Origin of the sequence: Pseudomonas sp. KB_12 (assembly GCF_052114545.1) — a bacterium.
Classification (GTDB): domain Bacteria; phylum Pseudomonadota; class Gammaproteobacteria; order Pseudomonadales; family Pseudomonadaceae; genus Aquipseudomonas; species Aquipseudomonas brassicacearum.
Genome location: NZ_JBFREY010000009.1, coordinates 149211 through 172755, shown reverse-complemented (window position 1 = coordinate 172755; position 23545 = coordinate 149211). Strand labels below are relative to the sequence as shown.

Here is a 23545-nt window from a genome sequence, read left to right as displayed (position 1 = left end):
CTCGGCTGCGCAGCAGTCGTCGCTTTTGGGGCCGCTTCGCGGCCCAGCGGGAGCAAGCTCCCTCGCCACGGATATCAAGTCTTGGCCATCAATTGCCGGACCCGTTCGAGCAGTTGCGCAGCGCTCTCAATCAGTTGGGTAAGAAGTGCATCATCTTCATCCATGTACCCCTCGTACTCGGCAAGGTTGCGCCGCTCATGACACAACGCGAATAACCGGACCTGCACATTGCTGATTTCCGTCGTGTGAATCAGGCACTGGAAGACCAGATAGCGCTTGTCCGACCGATAACCACTCAAGCGTAGCGCCGTGAGCGCCAAGGCATGGGCAGCGTTGTATGCCAGGTCGAACCGGCTGGCGAAAGAAAGGGAAGTTGTTTGTGCATCCTTCAAGCGATCCGTTGCCGAACGCATCAGGCCCTCGCATTCCTGACGATCCGATGGTTCAGCTTTCAGGCCGCCACTACGTAGCAGATTCTCCAGGTTTTCTTGCTTGCCCATCCTTGGTTTCCAAAGGGTCTGCACCCAGCAAATTGATCTTGTCCTGTTGCGCTACACGCACCACGAAACTGTTGCCAGCGGCAAGTTTCGTGGCCCAGTCCTGGGGGGTGTAGAGCGTTGGGTTTAGCGGGCGGCCCAGTTGCTCTTCCAGAGGTAGAAGCCGCTCCATCACTTCACTGTAGTGCAGGCCTTCGCCGATCAGCATGAGATCTATGTCACTGGATGCGTTTGCCTGGCCCTTGGCGATAGAGCCATAGACGAACGCCCAGCGCAGTTGTTCTGAAAAAGGCTCCAATGCCTGGCGTAACGGTTCGGCGATGCCGATGGTTTTGCGCACGATGCCTAGCAGCTCAGCGTAAATCGGGCAGTGTGGGTTGGCTTGATAATGGGTCTGATTGCCCAGACGAGTCATGGTGAGCACGCCTGAGCGTTGCAGGCGTTCCAACTCTCGCATGAGGCTGCCTTTACCTATTTGGGCCCAGCGGGCAATTTCGTTGGCATAGAAGCTTTGGTCCGGCTTACCAAACAACAAGCCCAAGACCCGTTGCTGAGTGGCCGTGAACAGCGCGTCGCTGAGAGAAAGGTGGTTCATATAAGCAACACAAAGTCCCAAAAAGGGAACGATAGGTCCCTTATTGGGACTTAGCAAGTCTTGTCGCTTAATCCGGTCCCATAAAGGGACTTAACAGACCCTTTATGGGACCTATCTATCAAGCGCGACAGAGAAGGTATTACTTGTGATAGCTGCGGCATACTCAATATTGATGTCGCCTGACCAACCGCTATCGCGAGCAGGCTCGCTCCCACAGGTCCTGCGCACACAAGTCTGATTGGGGCACAGCCACAAGAGCCAGGCCGGCTATCAGGCCGCCTCGCGAGCAAGCTTTACTCCCACAGGTCCTGCGCACACACGTCTGGTTGGGGTACAGCCGCAAGAGCCAGGTCGGCTATAAGGCCGCCTCGGCGTGGACGTTGATCTGGGGCGCCCCGTTAACCACGATGGCCGAACGCAGGCATTGCGCAGTGGGCACCTCGGCATGGATGCCGAGGTAGCCGCGCTGGGCCATGGATGGCCCTTCGCGGCGGGCCCACGGAGCAATGCCGGAGTGAGGGCATGCCGAGCCCTAGCGAGGCACCGAGTGGTGGGGCAAAAGCGTTTTGCTTACTTTTGCGCTCTTCAAAAGTGAGCCGCTGTAAGAGCGGAACCCTAAGCCGCCGTTACCGCAGCAATGGATATGTACCCGATCAACAAAATCCTGGCCAGCTGTCAGGCAGCCATCGCGAGCAAGCTCGCTCCCACAGTTTGATCAAGTACAACCGGGAGAAACAGGTCGGCTCGCTCCCACATCGGAACTTCGTATATCTCAGGTGTTGTAGGGTTGAATCAGGCCCGCAGCCATCACCAACTCCTCCAGCGCCAACAGGTCCGGCACTTTCGCCACGTGGTCCCCGACCTGCACTGCAGCCTGTTCCAACCCGCACAGCGGCACGTCGACATAGCTCAATTGGCTGTCGAGCTTGTAGGAGCGCGGGATGCCTTGCACCAGCAGGGCAATGAAACGCAGCTCCGACCGTCCGCCGAGGGCGTTGAGCACGACGATGCGCGCTCGCTCGCCAATCACGGTCTTCTGGCCGCAGGCCGACTCGAAGCTCAACAACGGGATTTGCCGTTCGCGCCAGCTCACCCAACCCAGGAACCACGGCGGGGTGTCCATATCGAATACGCTGCTCTGGTAGTCGATCAGTTCGGCCACGGCCACGTTGGGCAACACCAGGTGCCGGTCAGCCAATGGCAACAACAGGCCGGTGAGCGGGCTGGTGCGCGAGTGAAGATGCAGGTCATGCATGGGTTTTGCTCCAGTACGCGATGCTATCGAGCAGCACCGATTCCTGGTACGGCTTGCCCAGGTAGTCGTTGACGCCGATGGCCATGGCGCGGTCGCGGTGTTTCTGGCCGGTGCGGGAGGTGATCATGATGATTGGCAAGTGCGCCAGGCGCGGGTCGTTGCGCACTTGGCTGGCCACTTCGAAGCCGTCCATGCGCGGCATCTCGATGTCCAGCAGCATCAGGTCCGGGGCGTGCTCGGCCAGCAGCGCCATGGCATCCACGCCATCCTTGGCAGTCAGGACGTGCATGCCGTGGCGCTCCAGCAGGCGACTGGTGACCTTGCGCACGGTCACCGAGTCGTCCACCACCAGCACCAGCAACGGCCGTTGCGGTTCGCCCTCGCCTTCTACCGGCACCTGGCGACGCGGGACCTGGTGGGGCAAGGCGCGGATCGGCGCGAGCAGGTCGAGAATCAACACCACCCGGCCGTCCCCCAGGATCGTCGCCCCGGACAGGCCCTGTACCGCCGAGAACTGCGGACCGAGGCTCTTGACCACGATCTCCCGGGTCCCGACGGTAGCGTCCACCTGCACCGCGACATGCCGCTCGTTGCACTGCACCAGCAGCACCGGCAAGGGTTGGCTCTGGCCCAGCAGTTTCGGCCGGGCGCCGGTTTTCAATAGCTCACCGAGGTAGCACAACTCGTAACGCTGCCCGGCGTAGGTATAGGTTGGCGGATCGAGCTGGTAATGGCCGTCCAGTTCGGCGGGCAACACCCGGACAATGCTCTCGATAGTGTTCAGCGGGATCGCATACTGGTCTTCGTGACAGTGCACCATCAACGCCCGGTTCACCGCCACGGTAAACGGCAGGCGAATGCGGAAATGCACGCCCTGCCCCGGCGTGGAATCGATGACCATGCTGCCGCCCAATTGCCGCACCTCTTCGTGGACCACGTCCATGCCGACGCCGCGCCCGGAGATCTGGGTGATTTTCTCGGCCGTGGAAAAGCCTGGTTGCAAGATGAACTGCAGCACGTCGCGGTCGCTGATGTCGCTGTCCGGTGCCAGCAAGCCACGCTTGATCGCCTTGTTCCGCACCGCCTCCAGCGGCACGCCGGCGCCGTCGTCGCGGATGTCGAAAATGATGTCGCCGCCTTCCCGGGACAGGTCGAGGCTGATACGTCCTCGTGCCGGCTTGCCGGCGGCAATGCGCACGTCGGCCGGCTCCAGGCCGTGGTCGACGGCGTTGCGCAGCATATGTTCAAGCGGTGCAGCCATGCGCTCCAGCACGTTACGCTCCATCTCGCCGTCGGCATTGCCGACCAGGAATTCCACGTCCTTGCCCAGCTCCTGCGCCACTTGCCGGACGATGCGCTTGAGCCGGGGCAGCATGCGCTCGAACGGCACCATGCGCGTACGCATCAGGCCTTCCTGGAGCTCGGTGTTGATACGCCCCTGCTGCTGCAGCAGGACCTCGGCATCGTGATTGCTGCGATCAAGGGTTTCCTTGAGCTCGAGCAAGTCCGAGGCGGACTCGAACAGTGCCCGGGACAGCTGCTGCAACTGGGAATGGCGGTCCATCTCCAGCGGGTCGAACTCTTCATAGCCCAGGCGCTCGGCCTCGACCTGTTGCCGGCTGAGAATCCGCCCCTGGGTTTCGGTATCCAGGCGCCGCAACTGATCGCGCATGCGCTCGATGGTGGTTTCCATTTCGCCCAGGGCCACACGTGCGTCGTTGACCTGCTGTTCGATACGCCCACGGAAGATCGACGTTTCGCCCGCCAGGTTCACCAGGTCGTCGAGCAGTTCGGCGGAGACCTTGACCATGTCCGCACCGTCGCCCGGTGCACTGGGATCGAGTCTTGCGGGCGCCGTTGGCGGTGCCACGACGGGCACCGGTTCCGGCGCCGATTCAGCCTGCGGCGCAGCGTTCTCCTGGGGATGATTCACCGCCTGGATCTGTGCGATCAGTCGGTCGGCCAGCGGGCACGGGTGACCGGCGCGCACGGCGTCGAGCATCTGCGCCAGTCGGTCATGGCTGCTTTGCAACAAGGCGAACAGCGCCGGGGTCGGCTGAAGCAGACCGGCCGACAGGCCTTCATAGAGGTTTTCCAACTCGTGGGCCAGGTCGCCGATGGGCACGATTTCCACCATGCGCGCACCGCCCTTGAGGGTGTGCAAATCCCGTAGCAAGGTTTCCACGGCCTGGCGATTCGACGGTTCTTCCTGCCAGCGCAGCAGCGCCGCGCCCGAGCTGTCGAGGATGTCGAAGCCTTCCTCAAGGAAGATTTCCAGCAACTCGGGATCATGGCCGGCGCCGTCGGCCTGGGCCGCTGCGCTCGTCTCGATGGCGTTCGGCTTGTCCTGGCGGAACCGTCGAATGGCGTCGATCAGCGCAACGGGATCGCCCAACGGCTGGCCCTGCTGCAACTGCCCGAGCAACAGGTCGAGGCGTTCATGGCTGCTGGCGAGCAGTTGCGCCAGTTCCTCGCTGTAGCTGTAGCGCCGGTCCACCAGTCCTTCGTAAAGGTTTTCCAACTCCTGGGCCAGATCGCTCACCGGCCGGATGTCGGCCATTCGCGCACCGCCCTTGAGGGTGTGCAAGTCACGTTGCAGCGAAGACAGCGGTGCGCCGTTATCCGGATCGGCCAACCAGCGTTGCAAGGCCTGGGCGGCGCTTTCGAGGATGTCTTGGGCTTCTTCGAGGAAAATCGCCGCGAGGTCATCATCCATCGAGGTATCGACGGGCGCGTCACGCTCCATTTGCGCCGTCGCGTGGCCCAGTTCGCGGATGCTCAGGGTGCGGCTGCCGTCGCTGCGGATCAGACCGGTGGCCGACGGATCGAGGCTCTCCTGGAGCAGGCGGCGCAAGGCTTGTACCCGCTCGGGCTGCGGATGCACATGCTGCCCGGCCGCCAGCTCATCGAGCATGTCGATCAGCGCTTCATGGGCGCGCTGGGCCTCCTGGAAAAATTCATCGCTGACCGCCAGGCTGCTTTCCTCTACCGCACCGTAGAGGTCGAGCAAGGCTTCGCAGAGTTCGTCCACCGGGTGCAAGTCGGCCAGGTGCGCGCCTTCGCCGAGGGTGGTCAGCTCATCGAGCAGCGCACTCAGTTCCTGGCCTTCGCCGGGGTGCTGCTGCCAGCGCTGCAAAAGGCTTTCGGCGTCCAGCAGGATGTCCATGCCCTGGGCGAGGAAGTTGTTGATCAGTTGAGGGTCGCGCTTGGTCCGCAGCACTTTATCCGGCGCACTGTTGGCGGCGTGCAGACGCTCGGCCAGCAGGGCCTGGGCGCGCAGGATCAGATCCTCGGCCCCGGGGATCGCCGCCAGCGGCTCGCTGTGCAACTGGCGCAAGCCACGGCGCAGCAGCCCTTCGGCTTCCAGCAGCAATTCGACCTCATCCAGGTCGAGGGCAATCAGGTGTGCCCGGTATTCCCGGGCCAGCTCATCCATCGCCCCGGCCAGCTCGGCGATCGGCAGCACGCCGGCCATCGAAGCGCTGCCCTTGAGCGTATGCAAGGCCCGCTGCAATTCATCACTGGCCTGCAAGGGCAGGTGGTCGGCCGACTGATCGAGAAAGCGATTGAGGCTGGCGAGGTGGCCCTGGGCTTCGTTATCGAAGATCTTCAACAGCAGCGGATCGAGAGCGGCCACGTCCTGCTCGTCTTCATCCTCCTCATCGCCGCCCTTGGCCAGGACATGGGCACGGGCGGCCAAGCGGTCGACGTCGTCGCGCTGGCGCTGGTGATTGGCCGCGAATTCGGCCACCAGGGCCGGCAACAACTGCACCGTGTCTTCGATCAACTGGCGGACCGAGGCCTGCGGCTCGACACTGCGCTCCAGGACCCGGTTGAGCAGGTTTTCCACGGCCCAGGCCAGTTCACCCAGCACCAGCGCCCGGACCATCCGGCCACTGCCCTTGAGGGTGTGGAAGGCCCGGCGCAGTTCGCTCAGGGCGCCGTGGTCGGCGGGATGAGCACTCCAGCGCGGCAGGTATTCACGCAGGACGTCCAGCACCTCGCCGGTTTCCTCGAGGAAGACTTCGCGCAACTCGTCGTCCACCGGACTTTCATCCAACGGTGGCGGCAACAGGCTGCCCGGGGTGCTCCTGGCCGGCGGATTGACCGCCGAGATCGGGCTGGCCAGCACCTCGGCCAAGGATTGCACCGTCTGCGGGTCGTCCAGTTCCTGCAAGTCCTGCATGACCTGGGCTTCGTTGGGGCTCAAGACATCGTCGAGCACCGGCACCCGTGCTTCGTCAGGGAAATAACCGAGCGCAGCCAGGCTCCGCTCGACCCCATCGAGCAACGGCTCGCCAGGGGTTTGCGGGTCCTCGCTCAAGCGCTCCAGGTAGTATTCGAGGCCGGTGATCACGTCGGCCAGGTGGTCGAGTTCTTCCCAACCCGGCTGGGCCTGGTCCAGCAACAGGTGGTCGCGGATGAAACCGTTGCAGGCCTCCACCAGGCTGGCGGCACGGCTCAGGGGAATCATCGCCAGCGCGCCGCGCACCTGGGTCAGCAGCGCCGGCAAGGGCTGCAGTTGCTCGCTGTTCCAGTCCGCGTCGATGTAGTCGACGATCATGTCCTTGGCCTGTTGCAGGCAGGTGTGGGCTTCCTTGATGACGATCTGGTGGATCTGGGTCAGGTCGGTGGTGGGCAGGTGGGTGTCTTCGCGGCTCTCGGGCTCGACGGTGCCGACCATGCCGGCCAGGGTCGCCTCGACGTAGAGCAAGGCCCCGGCGACGTCCATGAGGGTCGCGTCATCCGGCTCGCGCTGGCCCTGGGCGAGGCTCAGGACCACCGCCAGTTGATCGATGATGACCTTGCGCGGCTGGCCGAAACCGAGCACCGCCAGAGTGTCGGCGATCTGCCGCAGCGGCGCCAACAGGCTGTCCAGTTCCGAGGCGTGCTGGCGATCGCTGCGCACGAACAGGTCCAGGCGCTCCTTGACCCGTACCAACTCCTCGCACAGCGCGGCAAGCACCGAGCGCATGGCATCGCGGTCGGGCCCGGCCAGGCGCGCGCGTTCTTCGTCGACCATGGCGCTGTCGGGTAGCGCGTCGTCCAGTGAGTAGCGTTCTTTCATGATCTGCATCTGCCCGCTGGGATGTTCGGCCTTGGCAATATAGAACAACAAACTCTTGAGCAGGTGGGGCGGTGCCGGCTGATTGATGCCTGGCATGCCTTGGTCCAGCAGGCGCTTGAGTTCCTTGTCGGCTTCCTTGAACAGGCTGCGCAGCGCCGGGCTGTTGGTAATGCGCCCGTCACGCATGCCTTCGACCAGCGCCGAGGCCACCTGCCATAACGCATTGAGCGGCGCCCCAGTACACAAGGTTTCCAGGCGATGGAAGACCTTGGCCAGGTAACCGAGGTGGGTCGCGTCATCCTGTTCGCGCAGCAGGCCCACCAGGGCCATTTGCAGGGTCTGGCGCAATTTGCGCAAGGTGTTTGGCAGGTCAGCGGGTTCGAGGCGCTGCAAGGTCTCGTCGCTGAGCGGCGCAATATCGGGCAACTCGGGGCTGAACAGGCTGGTTTCCGACAACAGGCTCTCGCCCCGGGCACTGCGCAGGTCATTGATCAACGGCAGCACCACCAGCGGCAGGTCGCGACGGGCACCTTGTACGCGGTCCAGGTAGATCGGCAACTGCCCCAGGGCCTGGCTCAACAGGCTGACGGCTTCGTCGCGATGAGTGACGCGGTTGTCCTGCAGGGCGGCGCACAGCTGCTCCATCTCCTCGGCCAGCAGCGCCGCACCGTAGAACTCGACCATCTGCAGGCCGCCGTGGACCTGGTGGATGCAGGCCAGGCATTGCCCGAGGGCGTCCGACGCCTGCGGATCGTCTACCAGGCGGTTGAGGGCCAGATGAGCCTGCTTCAGCGTTTCGGCAATCTCGCCCTTGACCCATTCCAGGGCCACATAGTCGTGCCGATCACCCATAACCACTCCAAATCAACAGTCGTATGCCGAGGGCAAAAATAAAACCCTGTGGCGAGGGAGCTTGCTCCCGCTTGAGCGCGCAGCGCTCACAAAGTCTGTGGGGGCCGCTGCGCAGCCCAGCGGGAGCAAGCTCCCTCGCCACAAAAGCTTCCTCGCCACATGACCCTTCTCAATATGCAGATCCGGCCAGTCACGACTTGTCCTCATCCACCACAGGTGCCGTCGGCAACGTGAACCCCGACACCGAACGACGCAGCTGGCTGGCCATTTTCGCCAGGTTGCCGATGCTCTCGGCAGTGGCGGTGGAACCGGACGAGGTCTGCGAGGTGATCTGCTGGATCACGTTCATGGTCAAGGAAATCTGCCCCGCCGAGGTGGTCTGTTGCTGCGCCGCGTTGGAAATGCTCTGGATCAGCGCCGCCAGGGTCTTGGACACGCCTTCGATTTCTTCCAGGGCGACACCGGCGTCCTGGGCCAGTCGCGCACCGCGCACCACTTCGGTAGTGGTCTGCTCCATGGAAATCACCGCCTCGTTGGTGTCGGCCTGGATCGCCCGCACCAAGGTCTCGATTTGCCGGGTCGCCGCCGAAGAGCGCTCGGCCAGGCGCTGCACTTCATCGGCCACCACCGCGAACCCGCGCCCGGCATCACCGGCCATGGACGCCTGGATGGCGGCGTTGAGGGCCAGGATGTTGGTCTGGTCGGCGATATCGTCGATCAGGCTGACAATGTCGCCGATTTCCTGGGATGACTCACCCAGGCGCTTGATGCGCTTGGCGGTGTCCTGGATCTGCTCGCGAATGTTGTCCATGCCATGAATGGTGTTGTGCACCACCTCGTTGCCCTTGTTGGCAATCTCCACCGACCGCTCGGCCACCGCCGACGACTCCGCGGCATTGGCCGACACCTGGTCGATGGACTGGGCCATTTCATTAATTGAAGTCGAAGCTTCGGAAATTTGCTGGGCCTGGTGTTCGGAGGCCTGGGCCAGGTGCATCGCCGTGGCCTGGGTTTCCTGCACCGCAGCGGCGACCTGGCCGGCGGTGAGGTTGATGGTCGCCACCAGATCGCGCAGCTGGTCCACCGAGTAGTTGATGGAGTCGGCGATGGTGCCGGTGAAGTCCTCGGTGACCGAGGCCGTGACGGTCAGGTCGCCATCGGCCAGGTCTTCGATCTCATCCAGCAACCGCATGATCGCGTTCTGGTTGCGCTCGTTCTTTTGTGCGGTTTCGTGCAACTGGCGGTTGGTTTCGCGGACCATCACCAGGCCAATCAGGATGATCGACATCAGCGCCAGCAAACCCAGCACATAGCCGCCGATGGTATTGATGGAGCGCCCGCCGGCGAGGTTTTCGAAGGCCGTGGCCAGGTGCGAAGCCTCGTCGAGCAGGGTCTGCGACAGGTTGAAGATGTTGCCGGCCGATTCGCGGACCTTGAACAGCTCCGGGGAGGTCTCGAGGATTTCGTCCACCGAGCCGGAGACGAACTCGAAGAGCTCGCTGATTTCGCTCAGGCGTGCCCGGGCATCGCGGTCCTGGACCTGGGATATCTTCAGGGCCGGGTCACCTTGCAACATGCCATTGAGCACCTGGCCAAAACGCGCGGCGTCGCGACCGAAAGTGTCGGCGGCCTGGCTGGCGTTTTCGTCCCCCGCCAGCACGGTATTCACCGCGCCGAGGATTCGTTCGGCCAGCAGCGACTGGCGCTGGGCCATGGCCACCTGGGCGGCCGGCGCGCCGCGTTGCAGCAGGATCTCGACGACTTTTTCGTACTCGACCTGCAACTGCGGCACGGTTTCGGCCAGGGTCGCCGCCACCTGGTGCAACGACAGCACGGTCTGTTCGCTGGAGAGGATGGCATCGGTGTTCTTGAGCAGGCGCTCCCAATCCAGCTGCACGGCGCGCATCTGCGGACGCAGGGTGGCCGGCGCAGGGGGCAGGCCGGTCACCGGGTCGCCCTGTTTCAGGGAGCCCCAGCGCTGGGCGAAATCATTGCGCGCATCGCTCAGCAGCTTGAACGCCGCGGGCTTGCCGGCGGCGGCCTCGGTGGCGTTCTTGGCGATGCGCTGGGACAGCACCCGCAGCTCACCGGCATGGCCGATGTACTGTTTGTCATAGGTGGATTGGGTGTTGAGGTAAGCGAAGTTGGCGAACAGCAGCATGATGAAGACGATCAGCGCGACGAACAGCACGATGATCTGCGAACGACTGCGCGATGCTTCCAGTGGCTTGCCTGTTTTTGCTTTGATCATCGGTTCTCGCCTGTACTGCCCAATCCAACTTACTGCTATTAACTGTAGTGTTGTGCAGTCTGCTCAATCAGTGTGGCTCTGTGGGAGCAAGGCTTGCCCGCGATGAGAACGACACAGTTTTTTCGTCAACCGAGGCGCCGCCATCGCGAGCAAGCTTTGCTCCCACAGGTTTGCTCCCACAAGGGGGCCTGCGCTGCATCTCGTTAAATCGCCACATCCATGAACCCCGGCGACCGCGCCAGGGCAAACGGGCTGAACACTTGCCACTCGCGCTCGCCGCCAAACCGGCCCTTGACGAAGGCCGCTTCCGGGCCGTCGAGGTCGTCCACCAGAGTCGGTTCCAGGCTGTCCTGGGCAAAATGCTGCAGCCCAAGGACCTCGTCCACCAGCAACCCGGCGAACACCTCGTCGTGATCCACCACCAACACGCGCCGCTGCTTGCGCACGGTCGACAGCTCGTGACCAAAGAACCCGCACAAGTCCATCAACGGCAACAAGCGCCCGCGCAGGTTAGCCACTCCACGCACCCACGGCTTGACCCCGGGCAAATGCGTGTGACGTGGTTCGTGCAGCACTTCGCTGACTTCGCCCATCGGCGCCACGTACCAGTGCTCGCCCAAGCGAAAGCCGATGCCGCTCCAACCGGCGCGATGGGTCGGCTGGGAGGGCAGGTCCGCCCCCAGCAACCGGCAGCGCCGGTCGATCTGCAGCAGCAGTTCGAATGCGGTCAAGGATTGGCTCATGGCCGCGCCGTCAGCCCGCCAGCACTTTGTTCAGGGTCGCGATCAGGGTTTCTTCGTCCACCGGTTTGGTCAGGTAGTCCTTCGCCCCTTGGCGCGTGCCCCAGACCTTGTCGGTGTCCTGGTCCTTGGTGGTGATGATGATCACGGGGATGTGGCCGGTGTCCGGGTCCTTGGTCAGCTGGCGCGTGGCCTGGAAACCGTTGAGGCCGGGCATGACGATGTCCATCAGCACCGCATCGGGTTTTTCCTGGCGGGCCAGGGCCACGCCATCGGCGCCATTCTCGGCCTTAAGGACCTCGTGGCCGTGCTTTTCCAGCATGCCGGTCAGTTTGTACATTTCAGTCGGCGAATCATCGACGATCAGAACTCGTGCCATGGTGTTCCCCATTTTCTTGTTGACCCCAGGCCCGTTGGCCAAGTGTCATTAATGTGCCTGGTGCGGCTGGACAGCGGCAAAGCCCGGAACATGGGCCTGTATCGCGCCCAGCAGTTCTTCCTTGCTGAACGGCTTGGTCAAAAACTGATCGGAACCGACGATGCGTCCCTTGGCCTTGTCGAACAACCCGTCGCGGGACGACAGCATGATCACCGGCGTGGCCTTGAACGCGCTGTTGTTCTTGATCAGGGCACAGGTCTGGTAGCCATCCAGGCGCGGCATCATGATGTCGACAAAAATGATGCCCGGATGATGGTCGGCGATCTTGGCCAGGGCATCGAAGCCATCGACGGCCGTGATCACCTCGCAGCCCACGTTGCGCAGCAAGGTTTCGGCGGTGCGGCGGATGGTCTTCGAGTCGTCGATGACCATGACCTTCAAGGCGCTGGGTTGCTGCTGCGTGAGATGCTCTGCCATTGCCACTGCGAACCGGTTTTTAACGCGTAAGTGTGATCGACAGCGCAAACCCTTGATGTTCAAGGCCCGCACGTCACATGGCAGCCTTTTTAGCACAGTCTCCATCGCCGATCTATCGGCCGCTCGGCGCGGTGGTTTTTCCTTGACCGCCAATCTTCCGGGCGCCACTCTGACGCCACTTTTTCGCACCAATATGTGCCCATCACATTTCGAGGAACCAAGCCATGAGCGTACGCGTCGGCATTGTCATGGACCCTATCGCCAGCATTTCCTATAAAAAGGATAGCTCGCTGGCCATGCTGCTGGCCGCTCAGAAGCGCGGCTGGGAGCTGTTCTACATGGAACAGCGCGACCTCTACCAGGCCGAAGGCCAGGCTCGGGCGCGGATGAAACCGCTGAAAGTCTTCGCCAACCCCGAGAAGTGGTTTGAGCTGGGCACCGAGAGCGACGCGCTGCTGAGCGACCTGGACGTGATCCTGATGCGCAAGGATCCGCCGTTCGACATGGAGTTCGTGTATTCCACCTACCTGTTGGAACAGGCTGAAAACGCCGGTGTGCTGGTGGTCAACAAGCCCCAGAGCCTGCGCGACTGCAACGAAAAGCTGTTCGCCACGCTGTTCCCGCAGTGCACGCCACCGACCATCGTCAGCCGTCGTCCGGACGTGTTGCGCGATTTTGCCGACCATCACGGCGACGTGATCCTCAAGCCCCTGGACGGCATGGGCGGCTCCTCGATCTTCCGGCACACCGCCGGCCACCCGAACCTCTCGGTGATCCTGGAAACCCTGACCTTGCACGGCAAGCAGCAGATCATGATCCAGGGTTACCTGCCGGCCATCGTCGATGGCGACAAACGCATCCTGATGATCGACGGCGAACCGGTGGACTATTGCCTGGCGCGCATCCCGGCAGCCGGCGAAACCCGCGGCAACCTGGCGGCTGGCGGGCGTGGCGAGGCGCGTCCGTTGACTGACAAGGATCGCTGGATCGCCGCCCAGGTCGGCCCGACCCTGCGCGAAAAAGGCCTGCTGTTCGTGGGCCTGGACGTGATCGGCGAGCACCTGACGGAAATCAACGTCACCAGTCCGACCTGCATCCGCGAGATCGACAATGCCTTTGGCACCGACATCGGTGGCATGCTGATGGATGCCATCGATCAGAAGCTCAAGGCTCGTTGATCCAGATCTGCTGAAGGAAACCCACATTGCGTTATCATGCCCGGCCTGAAAAAAACGCGATGTTGGTTTCCTTGTCATGACACTCCCGTCCGATCTGCCCCAAGAGCTCGCCCATCGTGGCGTGCGCCCGGCTGATCGCCTCGGTTTTACCCTGTTCCTGGCGGCGCTGATCCACCTGGCCCTGCTGCTGGGCGTCGGTTTTGCCACGGTCGAGCCCAAGCAGATCAGCCAGACCCTGGAAATCACCCTGGCCACCTTCAAGAGCGAGACCAAGCCCAAGAAGGCCGACTTCCTCGCCCAGGACAACCAGCAAGGCAGCGGCACCCTGGAAAAAAAGGCGATCCCCAAGACCACCGAGATCGCGCCGTTCCAGGACACCAAGGTACAAAAAGTCACCCCGCCGCCGGCCGCCAAGCCCGAGGTGCAGGAGACGGCGCCCAAGGCCGCCGTGACCACCGTGGCGCCGAAGCCGAAAAAGGCCCCGGCCAAGGAAGAGGTCAAGCCTGATCCCAAGCCCAGGGCCCCCGAGCCCACCTTCGACAGCTCACAGTTGTCCAGCGACATCGCCAGCCTGGAAGCCGAACTGGCCCAGGAGCAACAGCTCTACGCCAAGCGCCCGCGCATCCACCGCCTGAGCGCCGCCTCGACCATGCGCGACAAGGGCGCCTGGTACAAGGACGAATGGCGCAAGAAGGTCGAGCGCATCGGCAACCTCAACTACCCCGACGAAGCGCGGCGCAAACAGATCTACGGCAACCTGCGGCTAATGGTCTCGATCAACCGCGACGGCTCGCTGTATGAAGTGCTGGTGCTCGAATCTTCCGGCCAGCCGCTTTTGGACCAGGCCGCCCAACGGATCGTGCGCCTGGCCGCACCGTTCGCGCCGTTTACCGGGGACCTGTCGGACATCGACCGGCTGGAAATCATCCGCACCTGGAAGTTCGCCCGTGGCGACAAGCTTTCCAGTAACTGATTGACCGCCCAATCCCCTTGTGGGAGCGAGCGGTGTGGGAGCAAGGCTTGCCCGCGATGAAAACGCCGCGGTCTCTTGAGGACCGCAGCGCCTGGATCGCGAGCAAGCTTTGCTCCCACAAAGCCCGCTCCCACATTTGATCGATGTCGCCCACCAGATCGAGGCATTTCCTGCACATCCCCAGCTTGTCAGTTCGCCCCCGCCCCGCCACACTAGCGCCTATGAAAAACGTCAGCCCCACCTACCTCAAGCATCACTTCCTGATTGCCATGCCGCACATGGCCGATCCGAATTTTGCCCACACCTTGACCTACATCGTCGAGCACACGGCCAATGGGGCCATGGGGCTGGTAATCAATCGCCCACAGGAATTGAACCTGGCGGACATCCTGGAGCAGTTGCGCCCCGAAGTGGAACCGCCTCTCTTGTGCCAGCACGTGCCGATTTTCATCGGCGGCCCGGTGCAGACCGACCGCGGTTTCGTGCTCCATCCGTCGGGCCCCAAATACCAGGCCACTGTGGATCTGGACGGGGTATCACTGTCCACCTCCCAGGACGTGCTGTTCGCCATCGCCGACGGCGTCGGCCCGGAGAAAAGCCTGATCGCCCTCGGCTATGCCGGTTGGGAACCCGGGCAACTGGAAGCCGAACTGGCCGACAACGCCTGGCTGACCTGCCCGTTCGACGCCGACATCCTGTTCAACACCAGCAGCGAACTGCGCCTGGAAGCGGCGGCCAGCCGGTTGGGGGTCAACCTCAGCCTGCTCACCAGCCAGGCAGGACACGCCTGATGGCCCTGCGCTTGCTGCTGGGCTTCGATTACGGCACCAAACAGATCGGCGTAGCGGTCGGCCAGGTCATTACCGGCCAGGCCCGCGAGTTGTGCACCTTGAAGGCGCAGAATGGCGTTCCGGACTGGAACCAGGTCGAAGCGCTGATCAAGGAGTGGAAACCCGATGCCGTGGTGGTCGGCCTGCCGCTGAACATGGACGGCACGCCCAGCGACATGTGCCTGCGCGCCGAAAAGTTCGCCCGCCGGCTCAACGGCCGCTACAACCTGCCCTTCTATACCCATGACGAGCGCCTGACCACCTTCGAGGCCAAAGGCGAGCGCCTGGTGCGTGGCGGGCAGAAAGGCAGTTACCGCGACAACCCGGTGGACGCCATCGCCGCCGCCCTGCTGTTGCAAGGTTGGCTCGACGCCAACGCCGCCCTGTTCGAAACCTGATTTTTTGAAAGCGCCGCCAAGGCGCTTTCTCTTAGCGATAGACCGCGCCACTCACCACCGGCCCGGGAACCTGAAGGAGCCAGCATGAGCCTGCCCAATCCTGCCGAACTGATCAGCCAGATGGCGATTCGTCTCAAGGCACACCTGGAACACCGCGGCATCAGCGAGCCGCGCTACATCGGTATTCGCACCGGTGGCGTCTGGGTCGCCCAGGCCTTGCTCGAAGCACTGGGCAGCCAATCGCCACTGGGCACCCTGGACGTGTCCTTCTACCGCGACGACTTCAGCCAGAACGGCCTGCACCCGCAAGTGCGCCCCTCGGCCCTGCCGTTCGAGATCGAAGGCCAGCACCTGGTGCTGATCGACGACGTGCTGATGAGTGGCCGGACCATCCGCGCCGCCATGAACGAACTGTTCGACTACGGCCGCCCGGCCAGCGTGACGCTGGTGTGCCTGTTGGACCTGGACGCCGCCGAGCTGCCGATCCGGCCGAACGTGGTCGGCGCGACGCTGACGCTGGCCGCTCATGAGCGAGTCAAGCTCTCCGGCCCGTCGCCGCTGCAACTCGAACTGCAAGACCTTGCCCTTTAACTGCCCTTGTAAGAGTCCATCGCGATGACGCCTCTCGAAACCAAGCGCCCGCTGCAGCTCAACGATCAGGGCCAGCTGCGGCACTTCCTGTCCCTCGACGGCCTGCGCCGCGAGCTGCTGACGGAAATCCTCGACACTGCCGACTCGTTCCTCGAAGTCGGTGCCCGGGCGGTGAAAAAAGTCCCGTTGCTGCGCGGCAAGACCGTGTGCAACGTGTTCTTCGAAAACTCCACCCGCACCCGCACCACCTTCGAACTGGCGGCCCAGCGGCTGTCGGCGGACGTGATCACCCTCAACGTGTCCACATCCTCGGCGAGCAAGGGTGAAACCCTGCTCGACACCCTGCGCAACCTCGAAGCCATGGCCGCCGACATGTTCGTCGTGCGCCACGGCGACTCCGGCGCAGCGCATTTCATTGCCGAACACGTCTGCCCGCAAGTGGCGATCATCAACGGCGGCGACGGCCGTCACGCCCACCCGACCCAGGGCATGCTGGACATGCTGACCATCCGTCGGCACAAGGGCAGCTTCGAAAACCTGTCGGTGGCCATCGTCGGCGACATCCTGCACTCGCGGGTGGCCCGTTCGAACATGCTGGCCCTCAAGACCCTCGGCTGCCCGGACATCCGCGTGATCGCGCCGAAGACCCTGCTGCCCATCGGCGTCGAGCAATACGGCGTGAAGGTCTACACCGACATGACCGAAGGCCTCAAGGATGTGGACGTGGTGATCATGCTGCGCCTGCAACGCGAGCGCATGACCGGCGGCCTGCTGCCCAGCGAAGGCGAGTTCTACCGCCTGTTCGGCCTGACCACCGCACGCCTGGCCGGGGCCAAGCCGGACGCTATCGTCATGCACCCGGGGCCGATCAACCGCGGCGTGGAGATCGAGTCGGCGGTGGCCGACGGGCCGCACTCGGTGATTCTCAACCAGGTGACCTACGGCATCGCCATCCGCATGGCCGTGCTGTCCATGGCCATGAGCGGGCAAACGGCCCAGCGCCAATTCGACCAGGAGAACGCCCAGTGAAGCTCAGCATTCTCGGCGCACGCGTGATCGATCCAGCCAGTGGCCTGGATCAAGTGACTGATATCCATATCGATGCCTGCAAGATCGTCGCCCTTGGCGCGGCGCCGGCCGGTTTCGTCGCGGTCGAGACCCTCGACGCCCAAGGCCTGGTGGCCGCTCCGGGCCTGGTGGACCTGAACGTCGCCCTGCGCGAACCGGGCTACAGTCGCAAAGGCAGTATCGTCAGCGAAACCCGGGCCGCCGCTGCCGGTGGCGTGACCAGCCTGTGCTGCCCGCCGCAGACCAAACCGGTACTGGACACTTCGGCCGTGGCCGAACTGATCCTCGACCGTGCCCGCGAGGCCGGCAACACCAAGGTCTTCCCGATTGGCGCACTGAGCAAGGGCCTGGACGGCGAGCAACTGGCCGAACTCATCGCCCTGCGGGATGCCGGTTGCGTGGCATTCGGCAACGGCCTGAACAGTTTCCGCAACACCCGCACCCTGTGCCGCGCCCTGGAATACGCGGCGACCTTTGGCCTGACGGTGATCTTCAACTCCCAGGACCACGACCTGGCCGAAGGTGGCCTGGCCCACGAAGGCCCGACCGCCAGTTTCCTCGGCCTGCCAGGCATCCCGGAAACCGCCGAGACCGTGGCCCTGGCCCGAGACCTGCTGTTGGTCGAGCAAAGCGGCGTGCGCGCCCACTTCAGCCAGTTGACCAGTGCTCGCGGTGCGGCACTGATCGCCCAGGCCCAGGCCCGCGGCTTGCCAGTAACCGCCGATGTGGCGCTGTACCAGTTGATCCTGACCGACGAAGCGCTGATCGATTTCAACAGCGTCTACCACGTCCAGCCGCCACTGCGCACCCGCGCCGACCGCGATGGCCTGCGTGAGGCGGTGAAGTCCGGGGTGATCTCGGCCATCTCCAGCCATCACCAACCCCATGAGCGCGATGCCAAGCTGGCGCCGTTCGGCGCCACCGAGCCGGGCATCAGCAGCGTCGAACTGCTGCTGCCGCTGGCCCTGACGCTGGTGGAAGACGGTTTGCTGGACCTGCCGACCCTGCTGGCACGCCTGAGCGCCGGCCCGGCCCAGGCGCTGCAACTGCCGGCGGGGAAACTCGCGGTTGGCGCCGCGGCGGACCTCGTGCTGTTCGACCCTGCCGCCTCCACCGTGGCCGGTGAAGCCTGGCGCTCCAAGGGTGACAACTGCCCGTTCCTCGGCCATAGCCTGCCGGGTGTGGTGCGTTACACCCTGATGGATGGGCGGATTACCCACCAGGCCTGAAAAACTGCGTCGCCTGCTTCGCGAGCAGGCTCGCTCCCACAGGTGGATCTTTGGTGAACCTCGATCCAGTGTGGGAGCGAGCTTGCTCGCGATGCAGGCGACCCGGTCTTACTGAAAAGCCCCACGCTTCTGCGCATTACGGATCGACACCTGATCATTCAGCGTCCAGAAGTCATACAGCACCCCCAGGAAAAACACCCCGCCAGTCAGCAGGTAAAGGATCCCGCTGAGCCATTTGCCCTGGTACATGCGGTGTACGCCCAGCACCCCGAGAAACGTCAGCAGAATCCACGCCACGCTGTATTCGATAGGTCCCGGGGTGAAACGCAGGCCCGCTTCGCGATCCATTGCCGGGATCAGGAACAGGTCGATCAACCAGCCAATGCCCAGCAGGCCGAAGGTGAAGAACCAGATCGTGCCCGTGACCGGCTTGCCGTAATAGAAACGATGGGCACCGGTGAATCCGAAAATCCACAGCAGATACCCAATGACCTTGCTGTGAGTATCGCGGATTGCATCCTGCTGATAGCTGTTCATGAATGGCCTCTTTTGCCTCGATAGATAAATTTTTTCGGAGTTTTTGTGACTTTTTCGTGTCTGGCCGACAAGCGGTCCTGGGCGACTCGGACCGGCGAAAGCCCCGTGGCATAGGGGTTCTGTCGGACAATCAGGTCAATTTGTCGCATTTCGCTGGGTTTTGCGCTGCGTTTCGAATCGACAAACGGCCTCGGAAACGCAAAAAAAGCTGTTATAAAGTTGCGCGCTAACCTTTAAGAGCCTTGCCTAATGCGTCCATTTTTCAAGACATGGCTAACCATTTGCCTATTATTGCCACTGGCCGCCCACGCCACCAATCGTGAGCAACGTCTTCCCAACGTCAACGGCTATACCCCGAAATCCCATGTCTCTGCTTCCTTGAGCAAGGACAAGCCCGGCGCCCAGCGCTTGAGCACGACCAACAGCAAGCTGGTCCCGCCGATGGCGACCAAAACGAGCAGCAATGTGTTGAGTCGCGCCGTGAATGTACTTGGCACACCTTATCGTTGGGGCGGCAGTAGCCCAAGTAAAGGTTTCGATTGCAGCGGACTGGTGAAATACGCCTTCAACGACGCCACCTTCGACCTGCCGCGCACCTCCAACGCCATGGCCGCCGGTCATGGCGAGAAAGTCGAGCGCAAGGACCTCAAGCCCGGTGACCTGATCTTCTTCAAGCTCAAGAGCCACCGGGTCAACCACGTGGCCATCTACCTGGGCAACGACCGCTTCATCCACGCCCCGCGCCGTGGCAAGTCGGTGAGCATCGACACCCTGAACAAGCCGTACTGGGACACCCACTACGTGGTGGCCAAGCGCGTGCTGCCGAAAGAGCCGGGGGCGATGCGCGTGGTTCAGCGCTGACTCAAGGTGTACATGGCCCCTGTGGCGAGGGAGCTTGCTCCCGCTGGGCTCTGTAGGAGCTGGCGAAGCCTGCGATCTTTTGATCTTGATCTTTCGCTCTCGACTCAATTATCTGGGACAAGATCGCAGCCTCGTTGCACTCGACAGCTCCTACAGGGCCGCTCCGCGCCCCAGCGGGAGCAAGCTCCCTCGCCACAAAAGCGGTGCTGCCTTCCTGCCGCCTCTAGAAGTTATCCGGCGTACGCGCCCGCTCCCGCGCATGTTCGCGGCTGATCAGCCCCTTGTTCACCAAGTCCTTCAGGCACATGTCCAGCGTCTGCATCCCCAGCGAACCGCCGGTCTGGATCGCCGAGTACATCTGCGCCACCTTGTCTTCACGGATCAGGTTCCGAATGGCCGAGGTGCCCAGCATGATTTCATGCGCCGCGATCCGGCCGCCGCCGATTTTCTTGACCAGCGTCTGGGAAATCACCGCCTGCAACGATTCCGACAACATCGAGCGAACCATGGACTTCTCGTCACCGGGGAAGACGTCCACCACCCGGTCAATGGTCTTGGCCGCCGACGTGGTGTGCAGGGTGCCGAACACCAGGTGCCCGGTTTCCGCGGCGGTCAGCGCCAGGCGAATGGTTTCCAGGTCGCGCATCTCTCCCACCAGGATCACGTCCGGGTCCTCCCGCAGGGCCGAACGCAGGGCCGTGGAAAAACCCTGGGTGTCGCGGTGCACCTCACGCTGGTTGATCAGGCATTTGCGCGGTTCGTGAACGAATTCGATGGGGTCTTCGATGGTGAGGATGTGATGGTGCTTGTGGCTGTTCAAGTAATCGATCATGGCCGCCAGGGTGGTGGACTTGCCTGAACCGGTCGGCCCGGTCACCAACACCAGCCCGCGCGGCGATTCGGTCACCTTGCGAAACACCTCGCCCATCCCCAGGTCTTCCATGGTCAGGACTTTCGACGGAATGGTGCGAAACACCGCCCCCGCACCGCGATTCTGGTTGAAGGCGTTGACCCGGAACCGTGCGACGCCCGGCACGTCGAAGGAAAAATCGGTCTCCAGAAACTTTTCGTAATCTACTCGTTGCCGGTCGTTCATGATGTCGTAGATCAGTTCATGAACCTGCTTGTGGTCCAATGCCGGCAGGTTGATGCGCCTGACATCGCCATCGACGCGGATCATCGGTGGCAGCCCGGCGGACAGGTGCAGGTCCGACGCGCCCTGCTTGGCGCTGAACGCCAGTAACTCAGTGATATCCATAGCGCTCCTCAATTCCAGTAGAATGCCGCGAACCTCACCGCTGGCGCTTCTTTATGTCCACGATAGCAGACAACATCGCTCAGGTTAGTTCGCGCATCCGCGCTGCGGAGCAGGCCGCCCAGCGCGCCGAACACAGTGTCAAACTGCTGGCCGTGAGCAAGACCAAACCCGTCCAGGCCTTGCGCGAAGCCTATGCCGCCGGCCTGCGGGACTTCGGCGAGAACTACCTGCAAGAAGCCTTGGGCAAACAGCTCGAACTGACCGACCTGCCCTTGATCTGGCACTTCATCGGCCCCATTCAATCGAACAAGACGCGCGCTATCGCCGAACATTTCGACTGGGTGCATTCCGTGGATCGCTTGAAAATTGCACAGCGCCTGTCCGAGCAGCGTCCGGCCGACTTGCCGCCGCTGAACATCTGCATTCAGGTCAACGTCAGCGGTGAAGCCAGCAAATCCGGTTGCACCCCGGCGGACCTGCCCGCCCTGGCCAGCGCCATCAGCGCCCTGCCCCGCCTGAAACTGCGCGGGTTGATGGCGATTCCCGAACCCACCGAAGACCGTGCCGCCCAGGATGCTGCCTTCGCCGCTGTCCAACGCCTGCAAGCCAGCCTGGCGCTACCGCTGGACACCCTTTCCATGGGCATGAGCCACGACCTTGAGTCGGCCATTGCCCAGGGCGCCACCTGGGTGCGCATCGGTACGGCCCTGTTTGGTGCCCGCGACTACGGTCAATCCTGAAACATGGCCGACTCATCTCTTTATAAGGACCTGTCATGAGCAACACGCGTATTGCCTTCATCGGCGCCGGCAACATGGCCGCCAGCCTGATCGGCGGCCTGCGGGCCAAGGGCCTGGACGCTTCTTTGATCCGCGCCAGCGATCCGGGTGAAGAGACCCGCACCCGGGTGAGCAGCGAGCACGGCGTCGAAACCTTCGCCGACAACGCCCAGGCCATCGACGGCGCGGACGTCATCGTGCTGGCGGTCAAGCCGCAGGCGATGAAAACCGTCTGCGCGGCCCTGCGCCCAAGCCTCAAGCCTCATCAACTGGTGGTGTCGATTGCCGCCGGCATCACGTGCGCCAGCATGAACAACTGGCTCGGCGAGCAGCCACTCGTACGCTGCATGCCCAACACCCCGGCGCTGCTGCGCCAGGGCGTCAGCGGCCTGTTCGCCACTTCCCAAGTGTCCGCCGCACAACGCCAGCAGGCCGAGGAGCTGCTGTCGGCTGTCGGCCTGGCACTGTGGCTGGACACCGAACAGCAACTGGACGCCGTCACCGCCGTCTCCGGCTCGGGCCCGGCGTACTTCTTCCTGCTGATCGAAGCCATGACCGCCGCCGGCGAGAAACTCGGCCTGCCCCGGGAAACCGCCGCCAGGCTGACCTTGCAGACCGCCCTCGGTGCCGCGCACATGGCGGTGTCCAGCGACGTCGATGCGGCCGAGCTGCGTCGCCGCGTGACCTCGCCGGCCGGCACCACCGAAGCGGCCATCAAATCGTTCCAGGCCGGGGGCTTCGAAGCCCTGGTGGAAAAAGCACTCGGCGCCGCCGCGCACCGCTCGGCCGAAATGGCCGAACAACTGGGCCAATAAGGAGTTATTCATGATTGGATTGAACACTGCAGCGGTCTACGTGCTGCAAACCCTCGGCAGCCTGTACCTGCTGATCGTGCTGCTGCGCTTCGTGCTGCAACTGGTGCGCGCCAACTTCTACAACCCGCTGTGCCAGTTCATAGTCAAGGCCACCCAGCCACTGCTCAAGCCCCTGCGCCGGATCATCCCGAGCCTGTTCGGCCTGGACATGTCGTCGCTGGTCCTGGCGATCCTCGTGCAACTGGCGCTGATGGCCCTGACCCTGCTGCTGACCTATGGCACCACCGGCAACCCGCTGCAACTGCTGATCTGGTCGATCATTGGCGTGACCGCGCTGTTCCTGAAGATTTTCTTCTTCGCCCTGATCATCAGCGTGATCCTGTCGTGGGTCGCGCCGGGCAGCCATAACCCGGGCGCCGAGCTGGTGAACCAGATCTGCGAGCCGGCCCTGGCGCCGTTCCGCCGCATCGTGCCGAACCTCGGCGGCCTGGATATCTCGCCGATCCTGGCGTTCATGGTGCTCAAGCTGATCGACATGCTGGTGATCAACAACCTGGCGGCGATGACCATGATGCCGGAAATCCTGCGCCTGCTGATCTGACCCAGGTGAGCTACTTTCGCTGGGACGGCGACGACCTGATCCTGGAGTGTCACCTGCAACCGGCAGCCCGCAGCGATGATTTCGCCGGGCTGCACGGTGACCGCCTGAAGATCCGCCTCACCGCCCCGCCGGTCGAGGGCAAGGCCAACGCTTACCTGATGGCGTTCCTGGCCAAGGCGTTTGGCGTGTCCAAGAGCCAGGTCAGCCTGATCAGCGGCGAATTGAACCGGCAGAAACGGGTGCGCATTCATTCGCCGAAGAAACTGCCGGAGTTGCCGGGCCTCGTCCGGCCAACCTGATCCGGCTTGGATCG

The 23545-nt window shown here is 63.2% G+C and carries 22 protein-coding genes; 12 read left to right on the top strand and 10 right to left on the bottom strand.

Going from position 1 to position 23545, the window contains the following annotated elements; genetic code table 11:
- Positions 1–74 precede the first annotated feature (74 nt).
- From AB4Z20_RS09970 to AB4Z20_RS09935, 8 genes are all read right to left on the bottom strand, one after another.
- Positions 75–500: a hypothetical protein gene (locus tag AB4Z20_RS09970; protein WP_253470157.1), complete on the bottom strand. Its 426-nt coding sequence runs from the start codon at positions 498–500 to the stop codon at positions 75–77.
- Positions 463–1092, bottom strand: a complete 630-nt coding sequence (locus AB4Z20_RS09965; RefSeq protein ID WP_442089817.1) for a nucleotidyltransferase domain-containing protein — start codon at positions 1090–1092, stop codon at positions 463–465. Before AB4Z20_RS09965 ends, AB4Z20_RS09970 begins: the two co-directional genes overlap by 38 nt.
- A gap of 772 nt (positions 1093–1864) precedes the next feature.
- The gene (locus AB4Z20_RS09960; protein ID WP_253470161.1) at positions 1865–2347 is read right to left on the bottom strand and encodes a chemotaxis protein CheW; all 483 of its coding nucleotides are present in this window, start codon (positions 2345–2347) and stop codon (positions 1865–1867) included.
- Positions 2340–8267, bottom strand: a complete 5928-nt coding sequence (locus AB4Z20_RS09955; protein WP_442089815.1) for an Hpt domain-containing protein — start codon at positions 8265–8267, stop codon at positions 2340–2342. The genes AB4Z20_RS09960 and AB4Z20_RS09955 overlap by 8 nt, the downstream gene beginning before the upstream one ends.
- 190 nt (positions 8268–8457) lie before the next feature.
- Positions 8458–10518: a methyl-accepting chemotaxis protein gene (locus AB4Z20_RS09950; protein WP_024618835.1), complete on the bottom strand. Its 2061-nt coding sequence runs from the start codon at positions 10516–10518 to the stop codon at positions 8458–8460.
- Between the two features lie 203 nt (positions 10519–10721).
- A complete protein-coding gene (locus AB4Z20_RS09945) occupies positions 10722–11261 on the bottom strand; it encodes a chemotaxis protein CheW (RefSeq protein ID WP_003206464.1) in 540 nt (179 codons plus the stop codon).
- A gap of 10 nt (positions 11262–11271) precedes the next feature.
- Complete coding sequence (pilH, locus tag AB4Z20_RS09940) at positions 11272–11637, bottom strand: twitching motility response regulator PilH (protein ID WP_018609535.1); 366 nt, start codon at positions 11635–11637, stop codon at positions 11272–11274.
- A 48-nt stretch (positions 11638–11685) separates the two neighbouring features.
- A complete protein-coding gene (locus AB4Z20_RS09935; RefSeq protein ID WP_003206467.1) occupies positions 11686–12114 on the bottom strand; it encodes a response regulator in 429 nt (142 codons plus the stop codon).
- Between the two features lie 224 nt (positions 12115–12338).
- Between AB4Z20_RS09935 and gshB the strand changes: the two genes are divergently transcribed.
- The 7 genes from gshB (at position 12339) to AB4Z20_RS09900 (ending at position 18381) form a co-directional block, all read left to right on the top strand.
- Entirely contained in the window at positions 12339–13292 is a 954-nt protein-coding gene (gene gshB, locus AB4Z20_RS09930; protein WP_442089814.1) for a glutathione synthase, read from the top strand.
- Between the two features lie 76 nt (positions 13293–13368).
- Positions 13369–14265: an energy transducer TonB gene (locus tag AB4Z20_RS09925; RefSeq protein ID WP_253470167.1), complete on the top strand. Its 897-nt coding sequence runs from the start codon at positions 13369–13371 to the stop codon at positions 14263–14265.
- Positions 14266–14486: 221 nt separating this feature from the next.
- Entirely contained in the window at positions 14487–15056 is a 570-nt protein-coding gene (locus tag AB4Z20_RS09920; protein ID WP_003206472.1) for a YqgE/AlgH family protein, read from the top strand.
- Positions 15056–15493, top strand: coding sequence for a Holliday junction resolvase RuvX (ruvX, locus tag AB4Z20_RS09915; RefSeq protein ID WP_003177497.1), 438 nt, complete (start codon positions 15056–15058; stop codon positions 15491–15493). Before AB4Z20_RS09920 ends, ruvX begins: the two co-directional genes overlap by 1 nt.
- Before the next feature lie 84 nt (positions 15494–15577).
- On the top strand, positions 15578–16084 hold the full coding sequence (pyrR, locus tag AB4Z20_RS09910) for a bifunctional pyr operon transcriptional regulator/uracil phosphoribosyltransferase PyrR (RefSeq protein ID WP_014340669.1): 507 nt from the start codon (positions 15578–15580) through the stop codon (positions 16082–16084).
- A 24-nt stretch (positions 16085–16108) separates the two neighbouring features.
- Positions 16109–17113, top strand: coding sequence for an aspartate carbamoyltransferase catalytic subunit (locus tag AB4Z20_RS09905; protein ID WP_003177495.1), 1005 nt, complete (start codon positions 16109–16111; stop codon positions 17111–17113).
- Entirely contained in the window at positions 17110–18381 is a 1272-nt protein-coding gene (locus AB4Z20_RS09900; RefSeq protein ID WP_013694464.1) for a dihydroorotase, read from the top strand. Before AB4Z20_RS09905 ends, AB4Z20_RS09900 begins: the two co-directional genes overlap by 4 nt.
- A 108-nt stretch (positions 18382–18489) precedes the next feature.
- On the opposite strand, the gene AB4Z20_RS09895 is transcribed toward AB4Z20_RS09900, so the two are convergent.
- The gene (locus AB4Z20_RS09895; protein ID WP_214509980.1) at positions 18490–18918 is read right to left on the bottom strand and encodes an NINE protein; all 429 of its coding nucleotides are present in this window, start codon (positions 18916–18918) and stop codon (positions 18490–18492) included.
- Positions 18919–19167: 249 nt separating this feature from the next.
- On the opposite strand from AB4Z20_RS09895, the gene AB4Z20_RS09890 reads away from it, so the two are divergent.
- Entirely contained in the window at positions 19168–19779 is a 612-nt protein-coding gene (locus AB4Z20_RS09890; RefSeq protein ID WP_442089813.1) for a C40 family peptidase, read from the top strand.
- A 223-nt stretch (positions 19780–20002) separates the two neighbouring features.
- On the opposite strand, the gene AB4Z20_RS09885 is transcribed toward AB4Z20_RS09890, so the two are convergent.
- Positions 20003–21037 (bottom strand): type IV pilus twitching motility protein PilT, encoded by a 1035-nt coding sequence (locus tag AB4Z20_RS09885; protein ID WP_253470176.1) that lies wholly within the window; start codon positions 21035–21037, stop codon positions 20003–20005.
- Between the two features lie 53 nt (positions 21038–21090).
- Here AB4Z20_RS09885 and AB4Z20_RS09880 point away from each other — a divergent pair, with 53 nt between their 5' ends.
- Genes AB4Z20_RS09880 through AB4Z20_RS09865 form a run of 4 tightly spaced genes read left to right on the top strand, consistent with a single transcriptional unit; the run spans position 21091 to position 23531 of the window.
- Entirely contained in the window at positions 21091–21777 is a 687-nt protein-coding gene (locus AB4Z20_RS09880; RefSeq protein ID WP_077508447.1) for a YggS family pyridoxal phosphate-dependent enzyme, read from the top strand.
- Positions 21778–21812: 35 nt separating this feature from the next.
- Positions 21813–22631 carry a pyrroline-5-carboxylate reductase gene (gene proC, locus AB4Z20_RS09875; RefSeq protein WP_442089812.1) on the top strand — a complete coding sequence of 273 codons (819 nt, stop codon included), beginning with the start codon at positions 21813–21815 and terminating at the stop codon, positions 22629–22631.
- Positions 22632–22641: 10 nt separating this feature from the next.
- Positions 22642–23232, top strand: coding sequence for a YggT family protein (locus AB4Z20_RS09870; protein WP_210641784.1), 591 nt, complete (start codon positions 22642–22644; stop codon positions 23230–23232).
- A 5-nt stretch (positions 23233–23237) separates the two neighbouring features.
- Positions 23238–23531: a DUF167 domain-containing protein gene (locus tag AB4Z20_RS09865; protein WP_092150072.1), complete on the top strand. Its 294-nt coding sequence runs from the start codon at positions 23238–23240 to the stop codon at positions 23529–23531.
- Positions 23532–23545 lie beyond the last annotated feature (14 nt).